This window comes from Parahoeflea alexandrii (assembly GCF_027214025.1).
GTDB lineage: Bacteria > Pseudomonadota > Alphaproteobacteria > Rhizobiales > Rhizobiaceae > Hoeflea > Hoeflea alexandrii_A.
The window spans coordinates 151,745-170,398 of the sequence record NZ_JAPWHB010000003.1; the positions used below are offsets into that span (position 1 = coordinate 151,745).

At 64.0% G+C, this 18,654-nt stretch carries 10 protein-coding genes; 5 read left to right on the forward strand and 5 right to left on the reverse strand.

Annotated elements, in window-relative coordinates:
- Window positions 1–333: 333 nt before the first annotated feature.
- The 5 genes from dnaJ to O4H62_RS11205 form a co-directional block, all read right to left on the reverse strand.
- Window positions 334–1,467, reverse strand: a complete 1,134-nt coding sequence (gene dnaJ, locus O4H62_RS11185; RefSeq protein WP_269388565.1) for a molecular chaperone DnaJ — start codon at window positions 1,465–1,467, stop codon at window positions 334–336.
- 193 nt (window positions 1,468–1,660) lie between these two features.
- Window positions 1,661–2,758, reverse strand: coding sequence for an acyltransferase family protein (locus tag O4H62_RS11190; protein WP_269387817.1), 1,098 nt, complete (start codon window positions 2,756–2,758; stop codon window positions 1,661–1,663).
- 239 nt (window positions 2,759–2,997) lie between these two features.
- On the reverse strand, window positions 2,998–4,908 hold the full coding sequence (gene dnaK, locus O4H62_RS11195) for a molecular chaperone DnaK (RefSeq protein ID WP_269387818.1): 1,911 nt from the start codon (window positions 4,906–4,908) through the stop codon (window positions 2,998–3,000).
- A 253-nt stretch (window positions 4,909–5,161) separates the two neighbouring features.
- Window positions 5,162–7,357 (reverse strand): transglycosylase domain-containing protein, encoded by a 2,196-nt coding sequence (locus O4H62_RS11200; protein WP_269387819.1) that lies wholly within the window; start codon window positions 7,355–7,357, stop codon window positions 5,162–5,164.
- Window positions 7,358–7,587: 230 nt separating this feature from the next.
- Entirely contained in the window at window positions 7,588–8,979 is a 1,392-nt protein-coding gene (locus O4H62_RS11205; protein WP_269387821.1) for a M20/M25/M40 family metallo-hydrolase, read from the reverse strand.
- Window positions 8,980–9,464: 485 nt separating this feature from the next.
- On the opposite strand from O4H62_RS11205, the gene polA reads away from it, so the two are divergent.
- The 5 genes from polA (at window position 9,465) to hrpB (ending at window position 18,627) form a co-directional block, all read left to right on the forward strand.
- Window positions 9,465–12,413 carry a DNA polymerase I gene (gene polA / locus O4H62_RS11210; protein WP_269387822.1) on the forward strand — a complete coding sequence of 983 codons (2,949 nt, stop codon included), beginning with the start codon at window positions 9,465–9,467 and terminating at the stop codon, window positions 12,411–12,413.
- A gap of 138 nt (window positions 12,414–12,551) precedes the next feature.
- A complete protein-coding gene (locus O4H62_RS11215; protein ID WP_430538419.1) occupies window positions 12,552–13,784 on the forward strand; it encodes an ABC transporter substrate-binding protein in 1,233 nt (410 codons plus the stop codon).
- A gap of 33 nt (window positions 13,785–13,817) precedes the next feature.
- Entirely contained in the window at window positions 13,818–15,512 is a 1,695-nt protein-coding gene (locus O4H62_RS11220) for an ABC transporter permease (protein WP_269387823.1), read from the forward strand.
- A 2-nt stretch (window positions 15,513–15,514) separates the two neighbouring features.
- On the forward strand, window positions 15,515–16,171 hold the full coding sequence (locus tag O4H62_RS11225; RefSeq protein WP_430538431.1) for an ATP-binding cassette domain-containing protein: 657 nt from the start codon (window positions 15,515–15,517) through the stop codon (window positions 16,169–16,171).
- Window positions 16,168–18,627, forward strand: coding sequence for an ATP-dependent helicase HrpB (gene hrpB / locus O4H62_RS11230; protein ID WP_269387825.1), 2,460 nt, complete (start codon window positions 16,168–16,170; stop codon window positions 18,625–18,627). The genes O4H62_RS11225 and hrpB overlap by 4 nt, the downstream gene beginning before the upstream one ends.
- The last annotated feature ends 27 nt before the right edge of the window (window positions 18,628–18,654 follow it).

An 18,654-nucleotide genomic window follows, 5' to 3' on the forward strand; every position in this document is an offset into this window, starting at 1 on the left:
GGGCGACGCCGGCCAGGGCCGATCATCTTTAGATGGAATCGTTTGAACGCAGGGATTTCGGGATCTGGCAAGGAGCGGGAGGGGACGCGGCGCGAGCGCCGTTAACCTCACGCGACGCAGTCCAGGGCGTGAAAGACCAAGTTCAGGCGATTATGATGCATTGATTCTGGACTAGCTTCCCGATTCACCAGGCTTGGACGTCTTTTCCGCGCCAGCGTCGTCAAAATCCTCGCACGATGCGCTGCATCGCGCTTGCGGTTTTCCTCGCTGACACGAAAAATCCTGTCCATCAAATCGCTTCCAGCCATAGATGATCGGCTCTAGCCCGGGGGCTTAATCCGACATCGTGTCAAAGAAGCCCTTCATTTTTGAAAAGAAGCCGGTGGATTCGGGGCTTGTCTCCTTGGAAGACAGTTCCTGGAACTCCATCAACAATTCACGCTGCCGCTTGGACAGCTTCTGCGGCGTTTCGATGGTGATCCGGACATAGAGATCGCCGAACTGCGCGGACCGCAGCACCGGCATGCCCTTGCCGCGCAGACGCAGTTCCTTGCCGGGCTGGGTGCCTTCGGGCACCGTCACCCGCGAGCGGGCTCCGTCCATCGTGGTGATGTCGAACTTGCCGCCAAGCGCGGCAGTGGTCATTGAAATCGGAACCGAGCAATAGAGATCGGCGCCTTCTCGCTGAAACACGGCATGCGGACGCACCGACAGGAAAATGTAGAGATCACCCGAGGGACCTCCGCGCATGCCGGCCTCGCCTTCGCCCGACAGCCTGATGCGGGTGCCGTCCTCGATGCCGGCGGGGATGTTGACCGAGAGCGAGCGCTCCTCGGTCACCCGGCCCTGGCCGGCGCACTTGGTGCACGGATCGGTGATGGTCTGGCCACGGCCGTGGCAGGTCGGACAGGTGCGCTCAACGGAGAAGAAGCCTTGTGCCGCGCGCACCCTGCCGGCACCGCCGCAGGTGGAACAGGTGGTCGGCTGGGTGCCGGGCTTGGCTCCCGAGCCGGAACAGGCGTCACACGTTATCGAGGTGGGAACCCTGATCTGCGCGGTCTTGCCGGTATAGGCTTCCTCGAGCGAGATTTCCATGTTGTAGCGAAGATCGGCGCCGCGCTCGCGGCCACCGGACGACCGGCGACCGCCGCGGCCACCCATCATCTCGCCGAAGATATCCTCGAAGATGTCGGAGAAACCGCCGCCGCCAAAGCCGCCGCCCATTCCGCCGGGACCACCCTGCTCGAAGGCAGCATGGCCGAACCGGTCATAGGCCGCGCGCTTCTGCGGATCCTTCAGGGTCTCGTAAGCCTCGCTGACTTCCTTGAACTTGTGCTCGGCATCAGCGTTGCCGGGATTCTTGTCCGGATGGTATTTCATGGCGAGCTTGCGGTAAGCGCTTTTCAGCTCTTTCTCGTCCGCGCCACGCGCCACACCAAGCGTTTCGTAATAGTCTGGCTTGGCCATAGTATTCGTCAATCTCTCTTCCGGGAGCGTCCATTACGATGCCGCAGCTCGATGGACACACAAGAACTCACACATGCTCCGCCTGAATTGCGCAAGCGGAACCCGCGCCTGAGCGCGCTCTCCTGTCATGTAGTCACTCGTCGAGAAAAATTCTAGCCCCCAAAACCCCGGATAGTCTGCGGACAAGCCGGTTTCAGGCCTGTTGCCGGGATGGAAAGCGACCTCCGGTGAGCCGCGTCAGCGATGTTTCGATCCACTTGCCCACCGGCCGCTCGAACCGGCGCGCAGACACCAAAGCCACAGCGATGGTGATCACCATGGGAAGTGGCATGTAGATCCAGAACAACACGGGATCATCAATGCCAAACAGGCGTTTCCAGAACAGGGAGTAGGCGAAGAGCTCGATCACCGGATGCCAGAGATAGACGCCGAACGAGACCGCTGCCACCGGCATGAGCGGCTCGAGCCATGCGGTTTCATCCTTTCCGGTCCGGTCCGCGAGCGCAGCAAGAACGATGGCTACGCCGAACATGGCAAGGGTGAGATAGATATTTGCATCAGAGAACATGGCGGCAAACACGCAGCCGAGCATGCCCCAGGCTAGCCATTGGCAGCGCGGCGGCACCTTCAATTGCCGCGTGATCACGCACAGGAATGCCCCGAAGGTGAAATCCGCGGCTACCCTGTAGGCCGCCCACAATTTGGTGTCGAACCAGAAATCATATTGTTCGGTTGCGCCGGCATCCGCGACTTCCAGAGCAATGATGATGGTCGCCACCAACAGCGCCAACCCCATTGCCCGGCCCCGGGCATGGGCAAAAAGCACGACCGGAAAGATCAGGTAGGCGAACCATTCCCCCGACAGCGACCAGGACACATAGTTGAAGGTCAATTCGGAATCGACGCCCCAAGCCTGGATCAGCAACAGGTTCGCAGGCAGGGCCGAAAAGGCATAGCGTGTGTCAGCACCCTGGGAATGCAGCAGTCCTAGATGCACGAGCACGCCGAACGCCACGAAAAACATGAGCGTGATCAGGTGAAGCGGATAGAGCCGCGAGAGCCGCTTGATCAGGAACAGGACGTAATTTTCGCCCGTGTTTTCCATCCGGCCGTAGTGCTCGAAAATCAGAAAGCCGGACATTATGAAGAACATGTCAAGCAACGGCAGCATGTGCTCGAACCATTTGACAATGGGTTCCGGATTGGGTGCGAAATGCGAGAAGTGGTAGGCCATCACCAACATCGCGGCCAGAAGTCTCCATACTCCGAACAGTCTGTAGTTCTGCCGCACAAAACACTCCAATCATCGAGACAGGTTTGCCCCAAACGCTGGAACAACCTTCCGCCCGTGTCTCCGTCATCCAAGTTTGTTAACCGGATACACCTTCAGATTTGGTGAAAACACCATTGTCCATAATCAACTAAAGTGTGAAACACGCACCAACAACTGGAAATTCAGATCATCGTAAACGCGAAAAGGGCCCCACCAAGGGGACCCTCCTTCATTCTCGCGTGATGTCAGATCGACAATCAGGCCGACTTTTTCTCATCATCGTCGCTGTCGACTTCCTCGAAGTCTGCATCGACGATTTTCTCATCACTGTCGGCCTCGCCAGCGCCTTCTTCAGCCTGGCTCTGCTCGTACATGGCCTGGCCAAGCTTCATGGACACTTCCATGAGGGTCTGGCTCTTGGCCTGGATGTCGTCCGCATCAGGCTCCTCGGCTTCCACCGCGGCCTTCAGCGCTGCAATCGCGTCGGCGATGGCGGTACGATCCTCTTCCGAAACCTTGTCGCCATAGTCCTTGAGCGACTGTTCCGAAGAGTGGATCAGGCTTTCGCCCTGGTTCTTGGCCTCGACGACGGCACGGCGCTTCTTGTCGGCCTCGGCATTTGCCTCGGCTTCCTTGATCATGGCGTCGATGTCGGCGTCGGAAAGACCACCGGATGCCTGGATGCGGATCTGGTGTTCCTTGCCCGTGCCCTTGTCCTTGGCCGAGACGTTGACGATGCCGTTGGCGTCGATATCGAACGTCACTTCGATCTGCGGCACGCCGCGCGGTGCGGGCGGAATGCCGACGAGGTCGAACTGGCCGAGGATCTTGTTGTCGGCAGCCATTTCGCGCTCGCCCTGGAAGACCCGGATCGTCACCGCGTTCTGATTGTCTTCGGCGGTGGAGAAGACCTGGCTCTTCTTGGTCGGGATCGTGGTGTTGCGGTCGATCAGACGGGTGAACACGCCACCCAGCGTTTCGATACCGAGCGACAGCGGGGTCACGTCGAGCAGCAGAACGTCCTTGACGTCGCCCTGCAGCACGCCGGCCTGAATGGCGGCGCCCATGGCAACCACTTCATCCGGGTTGACGCCCTTGTGAGGCTCCTTGCCGAAGAACTTCTTCACCACTTCCTGGATCTTGGGCATGCGGGTCATGCCGCCAACCAGAACCACTTCGTCGATGTCTCCGGCCTGAAGACCGGCATCCTTGAGCGCTGCCTTGCAGGGCGCAATGGTGCGCTGGACAAAATCATCGACCAGGCTCTCGAACTTGGAGCGGCTGAGCTTCAGGGTCAGGTGCTTCGGGCCCGAGGCATCGGCAGTGATAAATGGCAGGTTGATTTCGGTCTGCGATGCAGAGGAAAGCTCGATCTTGGCTTTCTCGGCGGCTTCCTTGAGGCGCTGCAGAGCGAGTTTGTCCTTCTTCAGGTCAATACCCTGGTCTTTCTTGAACTCGTCGGCCAGATAGCTGACGAGGCGCATGTCGAAATCTTCGCCACCCAGGAAGGTGTCGCCATTGGTCGACTTCACTTCGAAGACGCCATCACCGATCTCGAGGATCGAGACGTCGAAGGTGCCGCCGCCAAGGTCGTAGACCGCTATGGTCTTGCCTTCGGTCTTGTCGAGGCCGTAGGCGAGCGCCGCAGCGGTGGGCTCGTTGATGATGCGCAGCACCTCGAGGCCTGCAATCTTGCCGGCATCCTTGGTGGCCTGACGCTGGGCGTCGTTGAAGTAGGCGGGAACCGTGATGACGGCCTTCTCGACCTTTTCGCCGAGGTAGGATTCAGCGGTTTCCTTCATCTTCTGCAGGATCATCGCCGAGATCTGGGCCGGCGAGTAGCTTTCGCCATTTGCCTCCACCCACGCATCGCCATTGTCGCCGCGGACGATCTTGAAGGGAACCAGTTCCTGGTCCTTGGCAACAGCCTTGTCTTCAAACCGGCGGCCGATCAGGCGCTTGACCGCAAAAAGCGTGTTTTCCGGGTTAGTCACCGCCTGCCGCTTGGCCGGCTGGCCGACCAGACGTTCGCCGTCGTCACTGAATGCCACCATCGACGGGGTGGTGCGGGCGCCTTCCGCGTTTTCAATCACGCGGGCATCCTTGCCGTCCATGACTGCGACGCAGGAATTGGTGGTTCCGAGGTCGATACCGATTACTTTAGCCATATTGAATTCTCCTTGAAGCGAGCTGCCGGGACCCGGTCAGGCGTTCCATTCGACAGCCCCTAACGGGACACTATTTGAAAACAGGACAATCTGCTCATCCGTTTCCGCCGCCAAAGCCAAGACCGCGGGTGCGGCGCTCGCCGGAAGCGTTGAGCCGTATATAAGAATGTCACTTCCAGACTGCAAGCGTCATGGGAAACGCAGTTTGCACGCTATTGCCTGTTTTTTCGGGCATATGTGGCCTGATTGGTTGTCAATTGCCCATCAGGATATCAAGCAGGGTGGTTCGCTTGCTGCCCGCCGGCTGCAACGGCGCGGAACCTATGTCGGCAGGCGGCGTCAGGAAATTGCCGTCGGTGGCGCCGGTGGCGTCACGCGAAACCGGAACCGGGGCCAGATCGCGCACCAGACCTGCCACGGGATCGGCGCCTTCCGACCCGGGCGCACCGATTGCAACGGGCGGCATCGCCCCGCCAACAGGCAATGCAGCGGGCGGCACCCCGGAATGGGCTGCCTGCATGAACTCCTTCCAGGTTTCGGCCGGAAGACCGCCACCGGTGACATTCTTCATCGGCTTGCCGTCGTCGTTGCCGAACCAGACGCCGGTCACCAGGTTGGCGGTGTAGCCGACAAACAGCGCATCGCGGTAGGACTGGGTGGTTCCGGTCTTGCCGGCGGCCGGCCAGCCGTCAAACTTCGCCTTGCGGCCGGTTCCCTCCTCCACCACGCGCACAAGCATCTGGTTCATCATCGCGGCAACGGCGGGATCGATGACGCGTGGCGGATTGTCATAGGTGTTTTCGTAAAGCACCTTGCCATCATGGGTGGAGACGCGGCGGATGACATGCGGCGTGGCCTTGTAGCCGCCGTTCATGAACGGGGCATAGGCGCCGGTCAGTTCCAGAAGCGTGACTTCGGACGTGCCGAGCGCAATCGAGGCATTGGCCTTCATCGGGGCCTCGATGCCCAGCCGCCGGGCCGTCTGCACCACCGTCTTCGGGCCGACTTCCATCACCATTTGGGCCGCAACCGTGTTGAGCGAGTGTGTCAGGGCGTCGGAAAGCGTGACCTGGCCGCGGTACTTGCCGTCGTAGTTTTCGGGCGTCCACTTGCCTATCCTCACCGGCGCATCATTGCGCACCGACAAGGGCGTGCGGCCCTGCTCGAGGGCTGCGGCATAGACAAACGGCTTGAAGGCGGATCCGGGCTGGCGAAGCGCGTCGGTCGCGCGGTCGAACTGGCTGGTGGCGTATTCCCGGCCGCCGATCAGCGCCCGGACCGCGCCGGTGCCATCGATGGATACAAGCGCGCCCTGGCCGACCCTGAGCTTGGCGCCGTTTTCCTCCAGCGTTGCCCGCAACACCTTCTCAGCCTCGTGCTGAAGCTGGAAATCGATCGTGGTGTCGACCACGAGATCCTCGGTGATCTTGCCGACCAGGTCCGGCAGGCGTTCCATCACCAGATCAGCAACATAGTTCTCCGAACCGGTCCAGTAGCTCTTGGCGCGCACCTGCGGGCTGGTCAGCGCCGTGGCGATCTCGGTGTCGGAGACCACTCCCTGCTCGCGCATGGCGGCCAGCACCACCTGCGCGCGGGCTTCGGCGGCCTTGGGATCGCGGGCCGGCGAGAGCCGCGACGGCGCCTTGAGCAGGCCGGCCAGCAGTGCCGCCTCGGCCAATGACACATCGCGGGCGGGCTTGCGGAAATAGCGACGCGACGCCGCCTCAACGCCGTAGGCGCCGGATCCGAAGAACACCCGATTGAGATACATCTCGAGGATCTGGTCCTTGGTGAAGCGATGCTCGAGCCACAGCGACAGCAGCACCTCCTGCACCTTGCGTTCGAGCGTGCGCTCCGGCGACAGGAACAGGTTCTTGGCCAGCTGCTGGGTCAGCGTGGAGCCGCCCTGGACCATGCGGCCAGCCATGACATTGGACACCATGGCCCGCGCCAGTCCGATCGGATCGACGCCAAAATGCGAATAGAAGCGGCGGTCCTCAATGGCGATCACGGCTTCGGGGATGTAGGGCGACATGTCGCCCAGCAACAAGGCTTCGCCGCCGGTGGCGCCGCGATTGGCCATGGTCTCGCCGTTGACGGAGACGATCTTGACGTTCGGGGGACGGTCGGGGATCGACCATGTTGCCGCGCTCGGCATGCGGGCGCCGTAGAATGCGACCACCCCGGCAATGGCGATGCCGCCCCAGATGCCAAGCACGCAGCACCAGTAGGCCATTGAGCGCAACGCACCGGTGATGCGGCCGCGCGACGTGCGACCCTTCGGCTTGCGGGCCCTGGACTGCGGCTTCTTGCGGCTTTTGGCGGAGGCAGACTTGGCCGTGGTTTTGCCGGCAACACGCTCATCGGCCATGGTGCGCGAACTGCCCTGCGAACGCGAACCCTCGAACGAGGGCTCGATGCGGCTTCGGGTGGTCTTCTTGCGCGCCATGAAGGGTCCGGATGCTGTCTTGTCCCGGCAGGCCGCGCAAACAGGGGAGATGCGGCAAGGATCCGGGGTTTGGTTTCACAGCAATTTCGCAACCGGGACCTGAATTGCCCCATTCCGAAACTGCCCGGCGATGTGAAAACACCCTAAATGCGACGATTTAAGGGGTGGTTAAGGAAACCACCCCTTCGAGAAGTTCAGCGGCCAGCGTTTTCACCGGCACCAGACGCGCATCAGCGCACGGACAGGGCATCGAGAATGCGGACCCACGAGCGGATTCCCTTGGCAAAGGAAGTCAGGTCATATTTCTCGTTGGGCGAATGGATCCGGTCATCGGTGAGGCCGTAACCGCACAGCATCGATTGCAGGCCAAGGATATTCTGGAAATCGCCGACGATGGGGATGGAACCGCCCATGCCGATCATCACCGCGGGTTTCGGCCATTCATCGGTCAGGGCGGAGCGGGCCTTGGTCACCACCGGCGAATCAAACGGTAGCTGGATGGCGGGCGAGCTGCCATGCGGAGCGTAGCTTGCGGTGCAATCGGCCGGCAGGCGGGCCTCGACATGGGCGCGGAACGCGGCCCGCACCTGGTCAGGGTCCTGCTTGCCGACGAGCCGGAAAGAGACCTTGGCGGACGCCTTGGCGGCGATCACGGTCTTGAAACCCTCGCCGGTGTATCCACCCCACATGCCGTTGACCTCGGCGGTGGGCCGCGCCCAGGTGAGTTCGAGCACCGAGCGGCCCTGTTCGCCGGAAGGAACCGACAGGCCGATTTCACCGAGGAAACTTTCCGATGTCCGGCCAAGGCTGTCCCAGCTTGCCAGCACCTGCGCCGGCGTCTCCTCGACACCGTCATAAAAGCCCTCAAGCGTTACCCGGCCGGTCTCGTCGTGCAGGTCGGCGAGGATCTTCGACAGGATGTGCAGCGGGTTGGCGGCCGCGCCGCCGAAAAGACCGGAATGGAGATCACGGTCGGCGGCGTGGATCGTCACCTCCTCGCCCACCAGACCGCGCAGCGCCACGGCGATCGCCGGGGTTTCGGGGTCCCACATGCCGGTGTCGCAGACGAGCGCGCACTCGGCCCTGAGCTCGTCGGCATTGGCCTCGAGGAACGGCTTGAGCGAGGGGGAGCCGGATTCCTCCTCGCCCTCGAACAGAATGGTGATGCGGCACGGCAGCGTGCCGGATGCCGCCTTCCAGGCCCGGCAGGCCTCGACGAAGGTCATCAGCTGGCCCTTGTCGTCGGAGGAACCGCGGCCGGTGATGGCCTTGCGGCCCGGTGCGATCTCCTTGATGGCCGGCTCGAACGGCGGATCGGTCCACAGATCGAGCGGGTCGACCGGCTGCACGTCGTAATGACCGTAGAAGAGATAATGCGGCGCGTCCGGTGTGGCACCGGGATGATGGGCGACCACCATCGGATGGCCGGTGGTGTCGCGCAGGCTCGCATCGAAGCCGAGCGAATTCAGTTCGTCGACCAGCCACTGCCCGGCGCGGCGGCATTCCGGCGCATAGGCGGGATCGGTGGAGATCGACTGGATGCGCAGCAGCCCGAACAGGCGCTCGAGGCCGTCATCGAAATTGGCGTCGGCAGCGGAAAGGGCGGCGGTCAGGTCTGTCATGGAATGCTCCGGAAGGGAATCAGAAGCAGAGAGACTAACGCCGGGACAAGGCAAAAGAAAAGCCGCCATGGCCGGAGGGGAAGGCCATGGCGGCGTATTGTCAGGACAAGGGCCTATAAGGGGGGCGGGGCGGCCCTTGTCCATTGTCTGGAGGCGGCGGGGGACGAGCCGTGATTTCCAGACATCGGCTTATTCGTTCGCCGGTGATTGACATTTGGTCCGGTGAATGTGGCTTTTCAAGGACACGAACATTACAGTTTTGTAACGAACGTGTGATCGTGACTGCTCCGGCCATAGGGGCAACGGTTTCGGAAAACGCAAGATTACACCGCCAGTATCAAAGGTTGGGGTCACCGGCTGGTTCTCAGATTATCCCGATCCTTCAAGGCGATTTCCCGGGGCGGGCCGGCCGTTGATCGAAATTAAGCGGCACAGCGTGGCAAACTGCATGGACGTCGGGACAGGCCCGCGCTAATCCTTTCGCCATGAAAAAAGGTGATCATCTCTTCCTCGTCGACGGCTCCGGATACATTTTCCGGGCATATCACGCTCTGCCCCCGCTGACGCGCAAGTCCGACGGCCTGCCGGTCGGCGCGGTGTCGGGTTTCTGCAACATGCTGTGGAAGCTGGTGTCGGAGGCGCGCGACACGTCCGTCGGGGTGACGCCGACGCATTTCGCGGTGATTTTCGACTATTCCTCGAAAACCTTCCGCAACGAGCTCTATCCCGAATACAAGGCCAACCGCTCGGCGCCGCCGGAAGACCTGGTGCCGCAGTTCGCCGTCATCCGCGAGGCGACGCGGGCCTTCGACCTGCCCTGCATCGAGATGGAGGGGTTCGAAGCCGACGACCTGATCGCCACCTATGCGCGGCTGGCGCGGGAAGCCGGCGCCGACGTCACGGTGATCTCGTCGGACAAGGACCTGATGCAGCTCGTCGGGCCGCAGGTGTCGATGTATGATTCGATGAAGGACCGGCAGATCGGCGTGCCGGAGGTGATCGAAAAATGGGGCGTTCCGCCCGAGAAGATGATCGACCTGCAGGCGCTGACCGGCGATTCGGTGGACAATGTGCCGGGCATTCCCGGGATCGGGCCCAAGACCGCGGCCCAGCTGATCGAGGAATTCGGCGATCTCGACACGCTGCTGGAGCGGGCCTCCGAGATCAAGCAGAACAAGCGGCGCGAAAACATCATCGAGTTTGCCGACAAGGCGCGGATTTCGCGCCAGCTGGTTCGCCTGAAGGATGACGTCGAGGTCAAGGAAAAGCTCGATGAGCTGGTGCTCAATCCGCTCGACGGACCGAAGCTCGTCGCTTTCCTCAAGGGGATGGAATTTACCTCGCTCACCCGGCGCGTGGCCGATGCCACGGAAACCGATGCCAGCGCGGTGGATGCGGCGGAAGTGGCCGTTGACGCCGCCGCCGACATGCGTGGCCCCGATCTCGATCCCGGTCAGGCGGAAAACGCGTCGTCCTCGACCGCGGGAGCAGCAAAGGGCGATGACACACCGCAAGGCCTGGCCAAGAGGCGCGCGGAAGCCGCCGGTTCGGCAAAGATCGACACCACGGCCTATGAAACCTTGCAAACCATCGATCAGCTCAAGACCTGGTGCGCTATGGCGCGCGAGCGCGGCCTTGTCGCTTTCGATACAGAAACCACCTCGCTCGATGCGATGCAGGCCGAACTGGTCGGCTTCTCGCTGGCGCTGCCGGAAACCGCGCCCGACACCGGTGACCTCAAGGTCCGGGCCTGCTACGTGCCGCTCATGCATTCCAACGGCGCCGGCGACTTGCTCGGCGGCGGCGGCGCGCAGGACGGCCAGATGCCGATGCGCGAGGCGCTGGATGAACTCAAGGCGCTGCTCGAGGACCCGGCCGTCCTCAAGATCGGGCAGAACCTGAAATACGACATGCTGGTGATGGCGCGGCACGGCATCTCGATCGAAAGCTTCGACGACACGATGCTGCTTTCCTACGTGCTCGAGGCCGGCGTCGGCGGACACGGCATGGATTCGCTGTCGGATCGCTGGCTCGGTCACACGACGATCGCCTACAAGGACGTGACCGGTTCGGGCAAGAACGCGATTCCGTTCGCCGAAGTGCAGATCGACAAGGCGACGGCCTACGCGGCCGAGGACGCCGAGGTGACGCTCAGGCTCTGGCACGTGCTCAAGCCGCGGCTCGTCTCGGACGGGTTGGCATCGGTCTACGAAAGGCTCGAGCGGCCGCTGGCGCCGGTGCTGATGCGGATGGAGCAACACGGAATCCGCGTCGACCGGCAGATCCTGTCGCGGCTGTCGGGCGAACTGGCGCAGGGCGCGGCGGCGCTGGAAGCGGAAATCCAGGAACTGGCCGGCGAAAACTTCAATGTCGGATCGCCCAAGCAGCTCGGCGAGATCCTGTTTGACAAGATGAGCCTGCCGGGCGGCACGAAAACCAAGACCGGGCAATGGTCGACCACGGCGCAGGCGCTCGAGGACCTCGCCGCCGCGGGACACGAACTGCCGCGCAAGATCGTCGATTGGCGGCAGCTGACCAAACTCAAGTCGACCTACACCGACGCATTGCCCGGGTTCATCAACCCCGAGACAAAACGGGTGCATACCTCGTTCGCGATGGCGGCGACCACCACTGGGCGGTTGTCCTCGTCGGACCCGAACATCCAGAACATTCCGGTGCGCACCGCTGAAGGCCGCAAGATCCGCACCGCCTTCATAGCAGAGCCGGGCAACGTGCTGATCTCGGCGGATTACAGCCAGATCGAGCTCAGAGTGCTGGCGCATGTTGCCCATATTCCGCAACTGACGCAGGCCTTTGCCGACGGCGTCGACATTCACGCCATGACCGCATCGGAAATGTTCGGGGTGCCGGTGGAAGGCATGCCGTCGGAGGTGCGCCGCCGCGCCAAGGCGATCAATTTCGGCATCATCTACGGCATCTCCGCCTTCGGCCTCGCCAACCAGCTCGGCATCGAACGCTCGGAAGCGGGCGAGTACATCAAGAAGTATTTCGAGCGTTTCCCGGGGATCAAGGACTACATGGAGGCCACCAAGGCCGAAGCCAAGGACCGCGGCTACGTGACGACGATCTTCGGCCGCCGGGCGCATTATCCCGAGATCAAGTCGTCCAATCCGCAGGTCCGCGCCTTCAACGAACGCGCGGCCATCAACGCGCCGATCCAGGGATCCGCCGCCGACGTCATCCGCCGCGCCATGGTGAGGATGGAGTCGGCACTGGAAAAGGCTGGCAAGAACGCGCGCATGCTGCTGCAGGTGCATGACGAACTGATATTCGAGGCGGCCGAGGCCGATGCCGCATCGATCATCCCGGTGATCGTCGACGTCATGGAGAACGCCGCGATGCCGGCGGTCGACATGGCGGTGCCACTGAAGGTCGACGCGCGGGCGGCTCTGAACTGGGACGAGGCGCACTGACGGCGCCAGGAACGGTTTCGGAGCCAGCCACTACACGTGCGAATCACCAAATTGTGACGCCAGCGCGCGCGGGCGTTTGTTGACGCCATCATGGCCCTGTGGTGTGTGGAATGACATTTGCCGCCGAGGAGGACTGACATGTTGAAATCCCTGACCGTGCTTGCAGGCGCGCTGAGCGCAACACTTGCGCTCTCGCAAGCCGCCAAGGCCGCCGATCCGGATCCGCGCAACTGGGACGCGGTGCTGGGCGAAGCCAAGGGTCAGACGGTGTATTTCAACGCCTGGGGCGGATCCGAGAACATCAACAGCTACATCGACTGGGCCGGCGAGACGCTGAAGGAGCGCTTCGGCGTCGAAGTGGTTCACGTGAAACTCGATGACACCGCCAACGCGGTGGCCAAGGTTCTGGCCGAAAAGGCCGCGGGCAAGAACGAGGGCGGATCGGTCGATCTCATCTGGATCAATGGCGAGAACTTCGCCTCAATGAAGCGCCAGGACCTGCTGATGGCGCCCGACTGGACCACGGGCCTGCCGAACTGGGCCTATGTCGACCATGAAAACAAACCGACCATCCTGACCGATTTCACCATTCCCACCGACGGGCTCGAAAGCCCGTGGGGCGGCGCCAAGATGGTGTTCTTTCATGACAGCACCCGCACTCCGGCGGACAGCGTTCCGCACTCCTCTGCCGAATTGCTGGAATGGACCCAGCGGAATCCCGGGCGCTTCTCCTACCCGCAGCCGCCGGATTTCATCGGCTCATCGTTCCTCAAGCAGGTGCTGATCGAAACCATCGCCGACAAGTCGAAGCTCGCTCTGCCGGTGGATGATGCAAGCTTCAGCGATGACGTGGCGCCCTTGTTTGCCTTTCTCGACAAGCTGCACCCGAACCTGTGGCGCGGCGGCAAGGCCTATCCGCAGAACTACCCCGACATGAAGCAGAAGCTCGCCGACGGCGAACTCGACATCATCTTCGCCTTCAATCCGTCGGAAGCCTCGGCCGGGATCGCGGCGGGCGAACTGCCCGACACCGTGCGGTCCTTCACCTATACCGACGGCACGCTGGGCAACACCCATTTCGTCGCCATTCCCTACAATGCTTCGGCCAAGGCGGGCGCGCTGGTGCTGGCCAACTTCCTGATTTCACCGGAAGCCCAGGCCCGCAAGCAGGATCCGGCCGTCTGGGGCGACCCGACGGTGCTGTCGATGGACAAGCTGTCGGCCGACGACCGCGCGGCGTTCGATGCGCTCGATCTCGGCATCGCCACGCTGAAGCCCGACGAGCTCGGGCCGGCGCTGGACGAGCCGCATCCGGACTGGATGGAGCGCATCGAAGGCGAATGGCTGAAGCGCTACGGTGCCGCCAACTGACCGGCGTGACGGCTGACGGCGGGACCCTGTAAGATGGCCAGTGGCGTGCGCCTGGCGCGAGTGGCGCCGCCGCTGACACTGGCAATCCTTCTCGGGCCACTGGCCTTCGGGCTGGCGGGGACCACGCTCCCCGCTCTGGGCTATCTTCCCGAACTTGGCGGCGAGAGTTTCACGACAGCGCACTTCTCGGCGCTTTTCGAGGTGCCGGGCATCCTTCGCTCGGCGCTGCTTTCCATCCTTGTCGGGCTTGCGACCACGCTGATGGCGCTCGGCGCGGTGGCGGCCTTTGTCGCCAGCGACCTCGGCACCGCCGGATTTGCCCGGATGCGGCGGATGATCTCGCCGCTGCTTTCGGTGCCGCACGCGGCTGCGGCCTTCGGCCTCGCCTTCCTGATCGCGCCTTCGGGCATGCTGATGCGGCTGGTCTCTCCATGGTTGACCGGGCTCGACCGTCCCCCCGACCTGCTGATCGTCAACGACCCGATGGCGCTGTCGATGATGGCGGGCCTGATCGTCAAGGAAATCCCGTTCCTGTTCCTGGTGACGCTGGCCGCCCTGCCGCAAACCCGCCATGTCGAGACCATGCGGCTTGGACGCTCGCTCGGCTATGGCCGCATCGCCAGCTTCACCATCCTGTTGTGGCCGCCGCTCTACCGGCAGATCCGGCTGGCGGTGTTTGCCGTGGTCGCCTATGCCAGTTCGGTGGTCGACGTGGCGCTGATCCTCGGCCCGCACCTGCCGCCGACCCTTCCCGTACGGCTGATCGACTGGATGAACGATCCGGATCTGGAAACACGGTTCCTGGCATCCGCCGGCGCGGTTCTGCAGCTTGGCGTGACGCTGACCGCGCTGCTTGCCTGGGTCGGGTTTGAACGCATGGGCGCGCTGCTGGTCCGCAGCAGCCGCCAGGCGGGGCGGCGCTGGCGGCGGGACATGGTTTTGCGCGTGGGCGCCCGGAGCCTCATGATGGCCTCGGCACTCATCGTGTTCGGCGGGATTGCGGTGCTGGCCCTGTGGTCGGTTTCCGGTCTCTGGCAATTTCCCGATGCGCTGCCGGCCGATTTCAGCCTTCGATCATGGATACAGGCCCTGCCGCGGATGAGCGGACCGCTGGCCACGACCCTGGCGGTGGCCGGGCTTTCGACGCTGATCGCGCTTGTGCTGACGATCCTCTGCCTCGAACGTGAATACGAGACCGGCCGGGGCCGCGGCGGCGGGGCGCTTCTCTTGATCTACCTGCCGCTGATCGTGCCGCAGATCTCGTTCATGTTCGGCCTGCAGGTGCTGTCGATCTGGCTTGGTGTCGATGCCAGCTTTTCGGCGCTGGTGCTGGCGCATCTGGTGTTCGTGCTACCTTATGTATTCCTGTCCCTGAGCGATCCCTGGCGCGCGCATGACCGCCGTCACGACCTGATCGCCGCAGGCCTTGGCATGAGCCGGACGCGGACCCTGATCCGGATCCGGCTGCCGATGCTGACGCGGGCCATCCTGACGGCTGCGGCAGTGGGGTTCTCGGTCTCGGTCGGACAGTATCTGCCGACCGTGCTGATCGGCGCCGGGCGGCTGACCACGGTGACGACCGAGGCCGTGGCGCTGGCAGCGGGGGGCAACCGCCGGGTGATCGGCGTCTATGCCTTCATGCAGACGCTGTTGCCGTTTCTGGCTTTCAGCATTGCAACGGGTTTGCCCGGCCTGCTATTCCGCAACCGGCGAGGCTTGCGGGTGTGACAGTGGACAGCGTGACCGACAATCAGGGACTTCGTCTGGAACGGGTGCATATCTGCCTCGGCGACCGGGTGCTGGTGATGCTCGACGCCACGGTGCGGCGCGGCGAGACGCTGACCGTGATGGGGCCTTCCGGCTCCGGCAAGTCCACCCTGCTCGCCTATCTCGGCGGGTTTCTGGATCCGGCGTTCACGGCCAGCGGCCGGGTGATCGTGGACGGCGTGGACCTGACGGCGCTGGAGGCCGAAAAGCGCCATGCCGGCATCCTGTTCCAGGACCCGCTCTTGTTTCCGCATTTGAGCGTGGCCGACAATATCGCCATTGCCATTCCCGAGGACGTCAAGGGCCGCAAGCAGCGCCAGCAGGTGGCCGAAGCGGCGCTGGAAGACGCAGGCCTCGCGGAATTCGGCGACCGCGATCCCGATACGCTGTCGGGCGGGCAGAAGGCGCGGGTTGCGCTGCAGCGCGTGCTGGTCTCGCGGCCGCGATTGCTGCTGCTTGACGAGCCGTTCTCCAAGCTCGACGCCAATCTGCGCGAGCAGACAAGGCAGCTTGTGTTCGACCGGGCGCGGCGGGCCGGCCTGCCGGTGGTGCTGGTTACCCATGACGAGGACGATGCCCGCGCAGCTGGCGGGCAGGTTCATAAGGTCGACACGGCGTGAGCGATCTTGCCGCCCGTTACAAGGACCTGCCGGTTTCCGATGTGCTCGCGCCCTTGCGCGCAGCCCTTGCCGTCACACCGAACGCGGTTCTCGCCGCACCGCCCGGCGCGGGCAAGACCACGCTGGTGCCGCTGGTGCTTGCTGAAGAGCCCTGGCTCAAGGGCAAGATCATCCTGATTGAGCCCCGCCGGCTGGCTGCCCGCGCGGCGGCGCGCCGGATGGCGGCGATGCTCGGCGAAGAGGTCGGCGAAACCGTCGGCTACCGGATGCGGCTCGACACGAAGGTTTCGTCCAGGACCCGCATCGAGGTGGTCACCGAGGGGGTGTTCACCCGCATGGCGCTGTCGTCTCCCGATCTCGAGGGCATCGATTGCGTGATCTTCGACGAATTCCACGAACGCGCGCTGGAGGCCGATTTCGGCCTGGCGCTGGCGCTCGACATCCAGTCCGGCCTGCGCGAGGAGCTGCGCATCCTGGTGATGTCGGCGACGCTGGACACGGCCCGGGTGGCCGGCCTGCTCGAAGATTGCCCGGTGATCGAGAGCCTGGGCCGCAGCCATCCCGTCGAGATCCGCCACCTCGACCGGCCCGCCGGTGAGCGCATCGAGGTTTCCATGACAAGCGCGATCGAGACGATCCATCGCAGCGAGAGCGGGTCGATCCTGGCGTTTCTGCCGGGCCAGGGCGAGATCCGGCAGGTGGCGTCACGGCTTGAAGGCCGGCTGGGTCCGCTCACCGACATACAGCCGCTTTATGGCGGGCTCAGTTCGCAGGAGCAGGACGCGGCGATCAAGCCGGCGCCGGAGGGCCGGCGCAAGGTGGTGCTCGCCACCCCGGTGGCGGAAAGCTCGATCACCATCGACGGCGTGCGCATCGTCATCGACAGCGGCCTGGTGCGGCAGCCGGTGTATGAACCCTCGACCGGCATCACCCGGCTCGAAACCATCCGGGCGGCGCAAGCCTCTGCCCATCAACGCGCCGGGCGCGCCGGGCGGACGGCTCCAGGGATCGCGGTGCGGCTCTGGCGGGCGGAGCAGACCAAGGCGCTGCCCGCGTTCTCGACGCCGCAGGTGCTGGCGAGCGACCTCTCGGCCATGGTGCTCGATTGCCTGGCCTGGGGGGTGAAGGATCCGCGCGAGCTGCGGTTTATCGACACTCCACCCGAGGCCGCCATCAGCGAAGCGCGCGTGTTGCTGCAAAATCTCGGCGCAGTCGATGCCGATGGCAACCTGACGGAGCGCGGCAAGCGGATGCGCGCGCTGGCACTGCCGCCGCGGCTCGCCGCGATGGTGATTTCGGGACAGGAAGAGGGGCACGGATACGCGGCGGCGGAACTGGCGGTGCTGCTGACCGAACAGGGGCTCGGCGGGCAGGATGCGGATCTGGAAGTCCGTCTGTCGCGGTTTCGCTCCGACCGCTCGCCCAGGGGGGCCGCCGCCCGCGCCCTTGCAGCCCGGCTTTCCGGCGGCAAGGCTTCCACAGCCGATCCCTGCCCGGCGGCGGCGTTGTTGGTCAATGCCTTTCCCGACCGGATCGCCCGGCAGCGCGGCGCCAGGGGCAAGTTCGTTCTCGCCAATGGCCGAGGCGCGATGATCGACGAGACGGACCGGCTGGCCGGATCGGACTTCCTGGTGATCGCCGACATGAGCGGCAAGGCGCAGGCCGCACGCATCCTCGCCGCGGCGGACTTGTTCGGAGAAGCGCTGGACGAGGTTCTGGAAAGCCGGACGGTACAGAGCGAGGAATGCCTGTTCGATCCGCAGTCGGGCGCCGTGCGGGCGCGGCGGATCAGCCGGCTGGGCGCCATCACGCTCGCCGAAACGCCTCTGCCGAAGCCCGACGATGCAGCCGCGATGGCGGTCATGTGTGGAGCCATCCGGAGACTCGGCTTCAAGTCGCTGCCGTTTTCCACCGCGGGCCTGCAATTGCGCGACCGGATCGGCTTTCTGCACCGGAGCCTCGGCGTGCCGTGGCCGGATGTTTCGGACGAGGCGCTGCTTGCGGATCTGGAGACCTGGTTCGCGCCCTATCAGCCGGGCGTGATGGCGCTCAAGGCGATCGACCGGGACGGCCTGAACGAGGGCCTCCTGTCGTTGTGCGGGCCAGGCGCCCGGAAGGAACTCGACCGGCTGGCGCCGACCCATTACGAGGCGCCGACCGGATCGCGGCTGCCGATCCGCTACGACGAGGACAGTCCGGTGGTTGCCATCCGCGTGCAGGAGCTGTTCGGTGAGACCCGCCATCCGGCGATTGCCGGTGGGCGGCTGCCGCTGACGCTCGAGCTGCTGTCGCCGGCGCACCGGCCAATCCAGACCACCCGCGACCTGCCGGGTTTCTGGCGGGGCTCGTGGGCCGATGTGCGGGCCGACATGCGCGGCCGCTACCCGCGCCATCCATGGCCCGAGAACCCGGCCGAAGCAGCGCCCACCCATCGCGCCAAGCCACGCGGCACCTGAGCGGATCGGGCAAAACCGATTGTGATT

Excerpts from the sequence above, each read along its gene's own strand:
- O4H62_RS11215 (WP_430538419.1), top strand. The coding sequence starts at position 12,552 with ATGTTGAAATCCCTGACCGTGCTTGCAGGCGCGCTGAGCGCAACACTT.
- polA (WP_269387822.1), top strand. The coding sequence starts at position 9,465 with ATGAAAAAAGGTGATCATCTCTTCCTCGTCGACGGCTCCGGATACATT.
- O4H62_RS11200 (WP_269387819.1), bottom strand. The coding sequence starts at position 7,357 with ATGGCGCGCAAGAAGACCACCCGAAGCCGCATCGAGCCCTCGTTCGAG.
- O4H62_RS11220 (WP_269387823.1), top strand. The coding sequence starts at position 13,818 with ATGGCCAGTGGCGTGCGCCTGGCGCGAGTGGCGCCGCCGCTGACACTG.
- O4H62_RS11205 (WP_269387821.1), bottom strand. The coding sequence starts at position 8,979 with ATGACAGACCTGACCGCCGCCCTTTCCGCTGCCGACGCCAATTTCGAT.
- dnaK (WP_269387818.1), bottom strand. The coding sequence starts at position 4,908 with ATGGCTAAAGTAATCGGTATCGACCTCGGAACCACCAATTCCTGCGTC.
- dnaJ (WP_269388565.1), bottom strand. The coding sequence starts at position 1,467 with ATGGCCAAGCCAGACTATTACGAAACGCTTGGTGTGGCGCGTGGCGCG.